The sequence below is a fragment of the Sphingopyxis sp. GW821-FHT10B01 genome (assembly GCF_059415685.1).
Window position 1 is genome coordinate 435,962 of record NZ_JBWKNS010000001.1, and the last position, 12,624, is coordinate 448,585.

12 protein-coding genes and 1 tRNA gene are annotated in these 12,624 nt (G+C 65.4%); 1 reads left to right on the top strand and 12 read right to left on the bottom strand.

Features of this window, described 5'->3' with window-relative positions:
- The first annotated feature begins 7 nt into the window (after positions 1–7).
- Positions 8–1,204, top strand: a complete 1,197-nt coding sequence (locus AC07NV_RS01870; protein ID WP_495164636.1) for an agmatine deiminase family protein — start codon at positions 8–10, stop codon at positions 1,202–1,204.
- A gap of 425 nt (positions 1,205–1,629) precedes the next feature.
- Here the strand turns inward: AC07NV_RS01870 and AC07NV_RS01875 are convergent.
- The 12 genes from AC07NV_RS01875 to AC07NV_RS01930 form a co-directional block, all read right to left on the bottom strand.
- Positions 1,630–1,705, bottom strand: a tRNA-Phe gene (locus tag AC07NV_RS01875).
- Between the two features lie 95 nt (positions 1,706–1,800).
- Complete coding sequence (locus AC07NV_RS01880) at positions 1,801–1,983, bottom strand: DNA gyrase inhibitor YacG (protein ID WP_495164637.1); 183 nt, start codon at positions 1,981–1,983, stop codon at positions 1,801–1,803.
- Positions 1,973–2,956, bottom strand: a complete 984-nt coding sequence (locus AC07NV_RS01885; RefSeq protein ID WP_495164638.1) for a ribonuclease E/G — start codon at positions 2,954–2,956, stop codon at positions 1,973–1,975. The genes AC07NV_RS01880 and AC07NV_RS01885 overlap by 11 nt, the downstream gene beginning before the upstream one ends.
- Positions 2,949–3,521, bottom strand: a complete 573-nt coding sequence (locus AC07NV_RS01890) for a Maf family protein (RefSeq protein ID WP_495164639.1) — start codon at positions 3,519–3,521, stop codon at positions 2,949–2,951. The genes AC07NV_RS01885 and AC07NV_RS01890 overlap by 8 nt, the downstream gene beginning before the upstream one ends.
- A gap of 26 nt (positions 3,522–3,547) precedes the next feature.
- Positions 3,548–3,766: a translation initiation factor IF-1 gene (gene infA, locus AC07NV_RS01895; RefSeq protein WP_066653720.1), complete on the bottom strand. Its 219-nt coding sequence runs from the start codon at positions 3,764–3,766 to the stop codon at positions 3,548–3,550.
- A gap of 175 nt (positions 3,767–3,941) precedes the next feature.
- Positions 3,942–4,808: a cupin-like domain-containing protein gene (locus tag AC07NV_RS01900; protein WP_495164640.1), complete on the bottom strand. Its 867-nt coding sequence runs from the start codon at positions 4,806–4,808 to the stop codon at positions 3,942–3,944.
- Complete coding sequence (locus AC07NV_RS01905; RefSeq protein WP_495164641.1) at positions 4,805–6,001, bottom strand: GNAT family N-acetyltransferase; 1,197 nt, start codon at positions 5,999–6,001, stop codon at positions 4,805–4,807. The genes AC07NV_RS01900 and AC07NV_RS01905 overlap by 4 nt, the downstream gene beginning before the upstream one ends.
- Positions 6,002–6,078: 77 nt before the next feature.
- Positions 6,079–7,974, bottom strand: coding sequence for an XrtA/PEP-CTERM system amidotransferase (locus tag AC07NV_RS01910; protein WP_495164642.1), 1,896 nt, complete (start codon positions 7,972–7,974; stop codon positions 6,079–6,081).
- A 12-nt stretch (positions 7,975–7,986) separates the two neighbouring features.
- Positions 7,987–9,465 carry an exosortase A gene (gene xrtA, locus AC07NV_RS01915; RefSeq protein WP_495164643.1) on the bottom strand — a complete coding sequence of 493 codons (1,479 nt, stop codon included), beginning with the start codon at positions 9,463–9,465 and terminating at the stop codon, positions 7,987–7,989.
- The gene (locus AC07NV_RS01920; protein WP_495164644.1) at positions 9,462–10,667 is read right to left on the bottom strand and encodes a TIGR03087 family PEP-CTERM/XrtA system glycosyltransferase; all 1,206 of its coding nucleotides are present in this window, start codon (positions 10,665–10,667) and stop codon (positions 9,462–9,464) included. The genes xrtA and AC07NV_RS01920 overlap by 4 nt, the downstream gene beginning before the upstream one ends.
- Entirely contained in the window at positions 10,667–11,743 is a 1,077-nt protein-coding gene (locus AC07NV_RS01925; RefSeq protein ID WP_495164645.1) for a FemAB family XrtA/PEP-CTERM system-associated protein, read from the bottom strand. Before AC07NV_RS01925 ends, AC07NV_RS01920 begins: the two co-directional genes overlap by 1 nt.
- Entirely contained in the window at positions 11,725–12,585 is an 861-nt protein-coding gene (locus tag AC07NV_RS01930; RefSeq protein ID WP_495164646.1) for an XrtA system polysaccharide deacetylase, read from the bottom strand. Before AC07NV_RS01930 ends, AC07NV_RS01925 begins: the two co-directional genes overlap by 19 nt.
- Between the last annotated feature and the right edge of the window lie 39 nt (positions 12,586–12,624).

The following is a 12,624-nucleotide window of genomic DNA, read 5'->3' on the forward strand; positions in this document are numbered from 1 at the left end:
CCGTCATATGTCCATCGAAAGATTATTTGACCGTCGCCAGGTCATCGCGCGGGCCGCGATGCTGGGCGGCGCAGTCTTGACCTCTTCGGTGGGTTGCGCAGCGGCGCAGGACGATGACCGCCATGCAGAGGATGTTTCCGATGCCGCCAGCTCCAGCGACACAGCGCCAGCTTCAATGTTGAGCCCGGACCCGCGGCTTACCGATTATGCCATGCCCGTGGAAGATCGACCGCATGAGCGAACCTTCATGCAGTGGCCGGTGGAAGTCGATGTCTACGGGCGGCGAGAGTTGAGCCGTGTTCAGCGCACAATCGCGTCAATTGCGAACGCCATCAGCGATTACGAACCCGTTGTATTGCTCGTTTCGGAAGAGGAAGCGGACGATGCGCGCAAACATGTCGCGAGCGCCGTCGATATCTGGAACGTCGCCACCAATGATTTGTGGTGCCGTGACAGCGGCCCCACCTTTGTCCGCAACAAGGACGGCGAACTCGCGGTGGCGCACATCCATTTCAACGGCTGGGGCGGCAAACAGAGGCACAACCATGACGCGCGCATCGCTGGCGTCATCGCTGAAAAGCTGGGGCTCCCGCTGCTTGAAACGGGGCTGGTTGGCGAGCAGGGCGGCGTCGAACATGATGGTGCCGGAACGCTGCTCGCTCATGCAAGCTGCTGGGTGAACCCAAATAGAAGTGGCCAAAATGCAAAGCAAATCGGCGAAAAATTGATGGCCGCGCTTGGCGGTTCGAAAATGATCTGGACCCCCGGATTGGCAGGAAAAGATATTACCGACTATCATATCGATTCGCTTGCACGTTTTGTTGCACCGGGGCGCATCTTGATCCAACTTCCAGAACGGATCGACCGTTCCGACCCCTATTCCGTCGCAGCGTATGAAACCTATTACCGGCTCAAGGAAGAAAAGGGCAGCGATGGAAGGCCGCTTGACCTGATTATATTACCGGAACCCGTAAACATTCGATCGCGGCAGAGCGACTTTGTCGCGAGTTACGTCAACTATTATGTCTGCAATGACGCCATAATCGCGGCGCAGTTCGGGGATCGGAAGGCCGATGACCGCGCACGCTCGGTGCTGACCGATCTCTATCCGGGACGCGAAATTGTCCTGCTCGATGTAGATCCGCTGGGTGAGTCGGGTGGAGGCATCCACTGCGCGACCCAGCAGCAGCCAAAAGCCGGTTGAACGGCTGACGAAGCACTGCGCACAACGCGCCGGAGAACATGCCGCAGCCATTCAAGCGCAGGCATCGGTTCCGACAATTCTCCTGGCCAGTCGCGTCCGCGAGCGTAACGTCCGGGTCGATGCCGAGCGATATCGTTCGGCGCCTTGCCGACATGGCGATAGGTGCACCGCCAGCACAGTGACCCCAATGGCACAACGACCAGGCAGAGGCGGCGCTCACCCCAAAGCTTGCAGGGCTTGGCGTGGGCCGCTGCGGTGGCGCTCAAAGGCATGGCGCTAACTGCGCTTTAGTTACCGCCACCCATGCAAATGGAGGCTGGGATGCAAATCGACGCCCGCAAACACCCCGCGGCCGATAATTCCTTCAATTGCTCTGGTTCAGACGATTCTCAAGGAAGGCTTTGGCACGTCTTGAAAATAACAGATGGTGCCCGGGGACGGGTTCGAACCGCCGACACTGCGATTTTCAGTCGCATGCTCTACCAACTGAGCTACCCGGGCAAGGCCGCGGCGACCGGACGGTCGCGCTGGCGAGCGGCGGCTATAGGCACGGCTTTCCGTCCTGTCCAGAGGCTTTCTGACCCTCGATTTCGGCGTCAGCCTTCGTCGAAACGATCGTCGTCGGCCGTCCCGTCGGGCGCCTGATCGGCGGGCATGCGATAGCCTTCGCCGAACCAGGTCAAAAGGTCGCGGTCGCGGCAGCCGCGGCTGCAAAAGGGTTTGAATTCCGGCTCGCGGGGTTTGCCGCAGAGAGGACAGCGCAGCGGTTTACTGGGCATGGCCCGTTCCTTTCATGGCCGGGTCCGCCGCAAGATGGACGGCGCGGCCGGTGCGATTCTGAAGTGCGTCGACCCAGCCGGGGTGCGCCGCGATATGATCGATCACGCCAGCACGCGCGGTCAGCGTCAACGTCCCCGTTCCGGCCGCGCGTTCGGCTTGCCGCAGCAGCAAGGCAGCATCGGTCGCGACAGGGTCGAGGCGGACCTGTTCGATCAGCGAGGGCCGGTCGCGGCGGCGGATGATCTGCATCAGGCCGAAGCCGTTGACCGCGGTGCGCTCGAACGGCTGCGGCAGCGCCGCATCGACCGCCGCGTCGACCGCATGGCGCCCGGCCCGGTCGGGCAGCGAGGGGAAATCGATCCCGATCGAGCCACCGATATCGCAACGACGGATGACGTCCGCCGCCGCCTTGGCGCCCGCCCTGGCGAGTGCGAGGCTATCGCCCTCCCCGTCGATATCGATGAGCACCATGGCAGGCGTCGCATCGACCCACAGCGCACCGCCCGCGAACGGCCAATGGCCGGACCGCACGCAGTCGATCGCTTCGGACCATCCCGCCTGTTCGAGCAGGTCCGGCCCGGTCGCGCGTATGTCCGTAACCGGCAGCCCCGAGGCTGCGATTCGCGCGCGCAGGTCCGGGCCGTCGGCAAGCGCCGCACCGGGCTCCGCCAGCCGCGCCCGCGCCGGCTTGGCGCGGCCGCGCTCGCGCAGCGCCATCCGGGTGATTTCGACCGTCAGGCGCGCACCGGTCGATGTTGCGGGCGGCAGTCCCGCCAAGGCCGCGACACGCTCGCCCGGCCCGTCGAGCGCTACCATCGGCGTCTTGCCGGCCTCGACCAGCCGCGCCGCGACAATGGCGCCAAGCCGTGGCCCTTCGCCTTCGCGCTCGATCCGTGCTTCGATGATTTCGCCAGCCTCGACCAGCGCCGCCCGCGTCTCGCCGATCCCGGCTTCGTACAGCCATTCAGCCAAGGGCTATTCCCGCGCTGCCCAGCAGGACCCCCGTTTCGAACATGGGCAGGCCGACGACGTTCGAATGACTGCCCGAAAGAAAGCGGACAAAGGTTTCGGCGCGCCCCTGGATCGCATAGCCGCCCGCCTTGCCCATGCCCTCGCCCGATTCGACATACCAGTCGACCTCCGCAGCGCTCAGCACCTTGAACGCGACAACCGTATCGACGACGCGCACCCGGGCGCGCCCATCGGTTCCGACGACACAAAGCCCCGAATAGACATGATGGCGCCGGCCCGACAGCAAGGCGAGCATGCGGCGCAAGTCCGCTTCGTCGACCGGCTTTTCGAGGATGCGGCGTCCGACCGCGACGGTCGTATCGCCCGCGAGGACAACCTCATTCGCGGTACGCTCGACCGCCAGCGCCTTGCCCTTGGCAAGCCGCGCAACATAATCGCGCGGCAATTCGCCTTTCAGCGGCGTTTCGTCGATGTCGGGCGACGCGATACGCGCCGGGACCACGCCGATGCGCGCCAGCAACTCACGCCGACGCGGCGAAGAGGAGGCGAGCACAAGGACGGGCATTGGCGCGGTTATGTTCGCCGCGCCGCTCACTTGAAGCGATAGGTGATCCGACCCTTGGTCAGGTCATAGGGGGTAAGTTCGACGAGCACGTCGTCGCCAACGAGCACGCGGATGCGGTTCTTGCGCATCTTTCCGGCCGTATGGCCCAGAATTTCGTGGTCGTTTTCCAGTTTGACGCGAAACATCGCGTTAGGCAGCAGTTCGACCACTTGGCCGCGCATTTCCAGAAGTTCTTCTTTCGCCATCAGTCCTCTATGGGCTCGATATTCAAGGATGCGGGCCCATAACGCCAATTTGCGCCAATTGAAAGCGATCTGTCACACCCCCGAATCTCGTCCTGCCGGAGTTGATCCGGCATCCATCTTTCCATCGACGGCGGGATGGCCCCCGGATCAAGTCCGGGGTGACGATATAGACGGGTTAAGAGACGAGCCTGAGCCGCCGCGCGATGCGCCAGCCGACCGTTTTCATCCAGGCATAGCTCGGCCAGCGCGGTGGCATCGCGGGGTCGAGGCCGATACGCCGTAGCGCCGCGTTCGCCGCATGCGCTTCGGACTCGCGATAGCTCCATTCGCTGCGCCAGGTGATCGACAGCGAGATCGACGGCGCATCGCCATTGGCGACAAAATGCGGCGCCATCACCGGCATCAGCACCGCGTCGCCGGGGCTGAGCGGCACCTGCTGTGCGTTGTCGTGAAAACCATCCTGCCAAGGCAGATTACGATGGCCGCCGGCGTGGTAACGCTCATGCTCGCGGCGATGCGCAAAGCGTTCGTCGCCCGCGGGCCAGACGTTCATCACCTTCTGCCCCTTGAGTTGCAGCAGGATATTATGCTCGGGGTCGAAGTGAAACGGCGTGATCGATCCGGGCGACGAGATGAAGATAAAGCCCTGCGGCGTCAGCATCGCGCCCGTGCGCGGTTCGACGACCGGTTTCAATTCACCGAGCAGATCCATCAGCAGCGCACGATAGGCTTCGACATTCTCGATATTCTTCAGCACCGCCCAGCTGCCATTGCTCTCGATGGTACGGATCGTCTCGCCGATCGACAGACCATTGCTCGGCAAATCTTCGGGAAGGATGCCGATCGGCACATTGCCCGGATTATATTCGACCTCGCTTGCCGGCAGGCTCTCGCCAAGCTGCGCCAGTGCGTCGAGCGACAGCAGGGGATGGTCGGGCAGATGGTGATGGAGAAGCCCCGCCTGCAACGGATAAAGCGCGGCCATCCGCTCGAGCGTTTCGGGGGTGAATACGGGCCGGGCGATCGGCTGGTTCGCAGTCATGACAGGCTTTCTACTTCATTTTCGGGCGCCGCAGCACCCTTCCACCTGCGCCAGAACCGCTCGACTTTCGTCAGCAGGGCAAAGCGCAGCCGATCCGGGGCGGCCGAGAGCGATACATTGACCCAGACGAGCGCGCGGCGTTCGCGCCAGACGCTGTCGATCATCGGATGGCCGGGCGCGGCGCAGCTGTCGACCCAGTCGATCCGCGGGTCGTCGAGCAGGTCGAGATTGACCTGTTGCAACAGGACGCCGGGCGAGAAGCGGGCATAATCCTCGTCGAACGCGGTCTTGAACGAAAAACCGCCCGGCGGCGCGAAGAAGTTGACCAGCATCGCGAGCGGCCGGCCGTTCAGGTCGAGCGCGCGTATATCGAGCTTGCCGGCCTCTCCGGCCGCGGTCAAAATCGCGCGGAACCACGCCGTCGTATCGCTGTGACTTGCAAGCGCCGACCCCGCGCGCCCCTTCCAGCCGCGTGCCTCCAGATCGAGAAAGGCATCGATCCACGGATCGAGCTGTTCGCCCGCCTGCCAGCGACGAAACTGTACGGCCCCCTGTTCGGCGAGGCGGTTTGCCTGCCGGCGCAATTCCTTGCGCTTTTTCGCGCGTACGGCAGCGTCCCAATAGTCCGCCGGCGACAGATTGCTTTCGAGGAGCGCGCGCTCCTCGCGGTGCACGACTTCGGCCTCGCCGCCGCGCACCCGGGCAACGTCGATCAATGCACGATGGAGCGGTCCGTCCTCGGGCAGGCGCGGCAGTTGCACGAGCGTGCGGGCCCATGGCGCCGCATCGCACCAGCCAAGCAGGATCGACCAGAACAGGCTTTCGAAACCCGCGCGCACCAGCGGAATCCCGAGGAAATGATTGGGATGCGCCCAGCCGGTAACGTGGCGGAGCGGCAAACGGCCATAATGCGCCGCGGGTGCAAGCGGCATGATGCCGATCACCGGTCCGTCGCCGCCGTCGCGCACGAGCACCAGCCGCGCCTGCCTCTCGGGATCGAGCAGGTGCAGCGCCGATTGCAGGCACCAGCGTTCGGCAAAGGGGTTGGGTTCGCTCGCTTCCCCGGCCAGCCGATCCCACGCCGCCGCAAGCTCGGGCGACAGCGACAGCGGATCGACGACACGCACCGTGAGCGGCGCGCCATCGGCCGGGGCCGCAGCGCTGTCGACAGAAAAGGCAGGATGCACCGTCATCGGGAGCGAGCCTAGCAGCCAAGCGTTAAAAACGGGTGGCGATTTCTCCAGGCCCTTCCCGCAAGCGGGAGCGAAAATCAGATCCCGAACAGCTTCGCCAGCGACTTTTCGAGCATGAAGAATTGCCAGATCAACCGGCCATGGTCGCGCCGCCCCGACTGGTGCGCCGCGACGATGCGTTCGATTTCGGCCATGTCGAACCAGCCCGAGCGCGCGAGCGTCGACGAGGTCGCAAGCCCCTTCGCAGCCTCGACGAGCGGCCCGCGAAACCATTGCGATACCGGGGTCACAAACCCCATTTTGGGGCGATAGAGAATGTCGTGCGGCAGATAGCGTTCCATTGCCTGCTTCATGATCGCCTTGCCCGTCCCACGCTTGACGCGCATCGACGCGGGCAGGCTCGCGGCGAATTCGATCAGGCGATAATCGAGCAACGGCTCGCGCGCCTCGAGGCTGACCGCCATGCTCATCCGGTCGGTCTTGGTCAGGATGTCGCCGGGCAGCCAGATCTGGAGGTCGGCATATTGCGCACGGTCGAGCGGCTCGCGCGCGGGCGCGTCGGCCATCGCCTTCCAGTATCGCGTTTCGGCAACATGATCGCCCAGCGCGTGATGCGCAGCATCGTTGAACAGGCGCGACCGCTGCTGAAGCCCGGTCACGCCGACGGCTTCGGCATAACCCTCGGCACCGCTCTTCGACAGGCTGGCGAGCGTCGCACGCGCGCGGAGCGGACGCGGCGCCCAGTCCATCTGCGGCCAGATCCGCGACAGCGGGCCAAGCACCCCGCGGCGCATGAATCCGGGGATCAACCCGCGCAGCTTTTCTTCCTGATGCTGGAACACGAGGCGGCGATATCCGGCGAACGCTTCGTCGGCGCCGTCGCCCGAAAGCGCCACCGTCACCTCTTCGCGCGCGAGTTCGCACACGCGCCAGGTCGGCAGCGCGCTGGCATCGGCAAAGGGCTCGTCGAAATGATCGGCAATCTTGTCGACGAGCGTGAAATCGCCCGACGACACCGTGCGCGTGCGATGATCGGTCGCGAACCGCTCGGCAATCTGCTGCGCATATTGGGTTTCGTCGAGCGCCGCCTGATCGAAACCGATCGTGCAGGTCTTGACCGCCTTGCTGCTCGCCTCGGCCATCAGCGCGACGACCGCGCTGCTGTCGACCCCGCCCGACAGGAACGCACCGAGCGGCACGTCGGCGACCATCCGGTCGGTGACCGCGGCGCGCATCAGATGGACAAGATGCTCGGCGGCTTCGCCTTCGCTCGCGCGGATGCGTTTCGAAAAATCGGGCGCCCACCAGCGTATCGGCGCGGGCACCGGCTTGCCGCGCTCGAGCATCAGATAGTGCCCCGCGGGAAGTTTTTCGACGCCCGCAACGATGCAATTGTCGTCGGGCACATAACCGAAGGCGAGGAAATCCTCGATCGCGGTCAGATTGGCTTCCTGCCGCAGCAGGGGGTTGCGCAGCAGCCCCTTCAGTTCCGACGCGAACGCAACCGATCCGTCGGACAGGCGGACATGATGGAGCGGCTTTACCCCCAACCGGTCGCGCGCGAGGAACAGGCAGCCGCGTTGGTGGTCGTGGATCGCAAAGGCGAACATCCCGTTGAGCCGCGACAGGCAATCGGGACCCCATTGACGCCAGGCCGCGATGATGACCTCGGTATCGCCGCTGGTACGGAAACGGTGTCCGCGATCCTCAAGTTCGGCACGCAACTCGCGGAAATTATAGATTTCGCCATTATAGGTAATCGTGACGAGTTCGTCGTCGCTCGCCATCGGTTGCGGGCTACCCGCGATATCGATGATCGAGAGGCGCAGATGGCCCAGTCCGACGCCCGGCGCGGTCCACTCGCCCGACCCGTCGGGGCCGCGGTGCTGCATCGGCTGGAGCATCGCGCGCAGCCGTGCCGGGTCGACCGGCTTCGCCGTTTCGAGATGATAGATACCCGCGATCCCACACATATAGCGGAGGACCTAGCGTGTTTTCAGCGCGCGGTCAGCCATTGCATTGACTCCGCCCGACGCGGAAAGGAAATCCTTGACCGCATTGCGCCCGCCGCGCCGCTCTTCGCTCGATAATATCATCGACAGCGCGCGCGGGTCGCCGCCGAGCAATCGCGCCTTGAGGCCCGCCAGCTTCGCCCGGCGCGGATCGCCGGTCACGGTGCCGCCGACGACGTACCAGGTTGCCGCATCGCGCAGCACTGGCCCCGGATGCAGCAGGCGCTCGGTCTTCGCGCCGTCGACGGTGGGCAGCGTGGCGCTCCACGCCCATTTGCCGTCGGGATCGACCGCGCCTTGCCCGAATGCGACGACCTCGCGTCCTTCATCCTGACGTTCGTAGCCGCCGATCGCGACGGTGACGCTCTGCCCCTTCGTATCGGAAAAATGGCGCAGCAGCCGCTGATCGGCGCCATCGAAGCGCGGCGCCCACGCCATGCCTTCGGCGCGCGTCTCGCTCCATCCCCGCGGCGTTTCGACCAACATTGTTTCAGGCAGCGGCGCAGCCCGCCCACCGATCAGCACGCCCCAGCCGATGAAGAGCAGCACGACCGCCAAAGCGGCCGGCACCACGGTCTTCGCCGGTCCCGTAAAACGCGGCACACCATCCAGCCCGGTCACGTCGACTGCGACGTCGTTCGCCGGTCGGTCGAACCAGCGCAGGGCAACGAGCATGACAATCAGGATCACCAGTCCGAAGAAGATCCAGCCGTAGAAGATATGGTCGATCCCGCCGGCTGCCTCGATCCCCCAGATTTCGGCAGCGGCCATCGTGCCATAGGCACGTAACGCGTTGGCGAGGATCGTCGTCGCCAGCGCGAGCACAACAAAAACGATGCGCCGCGCCCAGCTGCGGAAACAGAGATGCGCGGCGAACACCGCGTAGGCGAGCATTGCGATCAGGAAATTGACACCCGAACAGGCCTCGGCGACTTCGAAGAAACCCGCAGGCGTGGTGATGAACACGCCCTCCATCTCCGCCCGGATACCCGACAGATGGAGCAGCGCCATGCTGATATGCGCGGTGAGCGTCTGGAGAAGCGGCACCAGTTCTTCGCCGAACGGCACGAGCAGCGACGCATAGGCGAGCGGGAACAGCAGTCCGCGCACGAGCTTTTCGCCGAGCGTCGCCGCGACCGCGCCCTGCAGCATCAGCACCAGCCCAAGCTGCCGGAACAGCCCGACGCCGGCCGCTTCGCCGACGAGCCACACCAGCCCTGCCCCTGCCATCCATATCAGCGCAGGCCACCAGTAAACCGGCGTCAGCGGCCGCAGGAGCGCCGCGCGTTGCGACACGAGCCAGCCGATCATCGGCACCATCAGCAGGCAGTGGGTGAAGGTCGAGCTGTGCCACCAGATGCCGGCCATATCGGCGGCATCGCGCCAGAAGATCGCGAGGATCGCCGTCGACAACGACGCCAGCGCGGCCAAATGACGTTGCCACAGCGTCAAGCCGGAAATCCCAGTAACTCGCCGAGCGGCGCAAGGCGGGCATCCCAGCCATAGCGTGCAATCATCCGCGCGCGCGCGGCCTGTCCCATCGCCAGTGCTGCAACGCGGTCGTCGAAGAGCGAGCTGACAGCCTCGGCCATTCCGCGCGCGTCATCGGCGACGCACAGATGCTCGCCCGGTGTCGCGTCGATCCCCTCCGCCGCCGCCGCACTGGCGACCACCGGCCGCGCCATCGCCATCGCTTCGAGCAGCTTGTTCTGCACCCCGCGCGCGAGGAGCAGCGGCGCGACCACCGCGTCGGCGGCGACGAGCCACGGCCGCACATCGGGTACTTCACCGGTCACCGTCACACCGGGCAGCGTTGCGAGCGCGCGCACCTCGTCGGTCGGCGCGCGGCCGACGATCGCGAAACGCACCTGCGGGTGACGCAGGCGGATGAGTGGCAATATGTCGGCCGCGAACCAGCGCACCGCATCGATATTAGGGCGATAGTCCATCTGGCCGGTGAAGGCCGCGAGCGGCCCCTCGCCTGCCCCGGCCGGGTCGAAGGCCAACGCCGGATCGAACCGGTCGGTGTCGATGCCGTTTTCGACCGCACGCACCTTTCCTGCGCCCAGTCCGCTGTGCGTGCGGAACAGCGCCGCCTCGGCTTCGCTGACGAACAGGCTGGCGTCCACCCGGCGCGCGACCGCGGCTTCATAGGCGCCGAGCACGCGCGCCTCGCGGGCGTGAACCCAGTTCAGCGGCTGGCGCTTGTCCTGCTCGGCATAGGTCGCGAACTTGGCCGAATCGACATCGACGAAATCCATGAGGATCGGGCCGCCGAAACCGGCGGGCAGATATTGCGCCATCTGCCCCGAAAAGGCGACAATATGGCTGATATCGCCTTGGCCGATCAGGCCATCGACATGGCATGCCAGCGCAGCATTGCGGAACAGACGGTTCGACACCGGCTCGCCGCGCAGGACCGCCTGCGCCAGTGCGATCGGACGCGACACGTTGCGCACCTCGATCGCCAGACTCTTGCAAAGCGGCGCCATTTTTTCGCGCGCGACGGCGGCATCGGCTTCGGTGTCGGCCAGTGCCACGACATGCACCGGCGCCAGCTTCGCCAGTGCCTCGAACATATGCCAGCTGCGGATCCGGTCGCCGCGGTCGGGGGGCCAGGGCGCGCGGTGAACGAGGAACAGGATTTCAGCCATCAGCCCAATCCGCGGGCGATCAGCGGGCCGATCCGGTTCGCCGCCCACAGCGGCAGTTTTTTCCAGAGATCGACCTGCAGTCGATATTTGGCGCTGTTCGGATTGGTATCGCGGGCGGTTTCACCCGGCGCCAGCCAGCGCGCATAGACGAGCGGCTGCGGCTCGAACCCCCAATTCTTCTTATAGGCGAAGGGGCCTGTGCCGAGCTTCGAGCGGCCGAAATCGAAGCGCGTGCACCCCTTGGCGCGCGCGTGACGCATCAGCGCGAAATACATGAGCTCGTTGGCGCGGAGCCGCCGCGCATCCGCGGTGCCGCCGCCCCAATAGGGCATGACAATGCCCCGCCAGGTGAGGCTGAGTACGCTGGCGACGGGCCGCCCGTTTTCGCGCACGGTCAGGATGTCGGCATCCTCGCCAAAGGCGTCGAGCACGGCGTCGAACAGCTTTTTCGGAAACACCGGCGTACCCAGATTGCGAACGCTGGTGGCGTAAATGCGGTAATGATCGCAGCGCTCCGCCAGATCGCGGCCGGTGGTTACGGTCAGCCCGCCCTCCAGCGCCTTGCGCACTTCGGCGCGCTGCTTGCGCGGGATGGCGAGAAGTTCGGCGTCATCGTCGCTGGCAAGGTCGCGTGCGAAGCCGGCGTAGGTGCCTTCCTCGACATGCCAGCCCGCGGGCTGCGGTCCGCCGCGCAGTTCTACCGAGGGAACCCCGAGCGATTTCGCCATATCCGCCGCGCCCTGCGCAAGCGTTGCCGCCACCGCCGCATCGTCGGCAAGGATGCCGCCATCGACCGCAAAGCCGCTGCCGACCAGCGCCTGACCGAAGAGCGGCGAACGGATATGGTGGAGCGGCAGGATGCCGGTCAGCGCACCATTCGCATCGCGCGCGGTGACGAGGTGGCAACGATGCCCGGTCGCCTTGGCGATCGCTTCGCACCACGCACGGCTATGGAATGGCGTCGCGTCGGGATGCGCGGCGACATAGGCATCCCACGCCGCCGCGTCGGACAGCGGCGCGCCGGAAAAACCGTCCTTCACGGCAAGCGCCGGCGCATTCACGCGGCGGTGCGCCAAGGCTGCGCGCGCTGCTGCTGCGCAGGGAGCAGCGCGTCGGCGCGCGTCCATTCGAAATCGGCGAGCAGCTTCTTCAGCTTGCCGGCCATGGCCGACAAACCACTGTAATGACGGATCTTCGATTTGATCGGCGCATCGGCGACGCGCGGCTGGCCGGGATCGATTTCCCACGGATGGAAATAGAGGATCGCCGGATGGCCTTCGGCATTCATTCGCCCGATCGCCCAGCGGGTAAAGCCATAGGGCAGCATCCGCATGAACCCGCCGCCGCCCGCCGCGAGCGTGCGTCCGGCAAAGCGCGCGGTTGTCACCGGCCATTCGACAAGGTCGCTGTCGGCAAGCGGCCGCCAGGCGTGACGCGGGCTTTGCGGCCAGCCATAATGGTCATGGACGACCGGGGCGACGCTGCTCGAATAGGCATAGCCCTGTTCGGCCAGCACCATATGCGCCCAAGGCGTGCGGGTATCGACCGAGAAACTCGGCGCGCGATAGCCGCGGATAGGGACCCCGCCCAGATCCTCGAGGATCGCCTGCGTCTTCTTCAAATCGGCAGCGAAACCGTCCGCTGTCATGTTGAACACGCGCTGGTGATCATAGCCGTGGCTGGCCAGCTCATGCCCCGCCGCGACAATGCGCCTGATCAGCGCGGGATAGCGTTCGGCAACCCAGCCCAAAGTGAAGAAGGTGCCCTTGGCACCCGCGTCGGCGAAAATCTGCAGCACCGCGTCGCAATTCGCCTCGACGCGGCATTCAAGGCCATGCCAGTCGTCGCGGTTGATCGTGCGCTCAAAGGCGCCGACCTGGAACCAGTCCTCGACATCGACCGACAGGCCGTTCTGCATTTTTTCTCACCTTCGTCAGCAGCGTAGCGGATTTCGGCC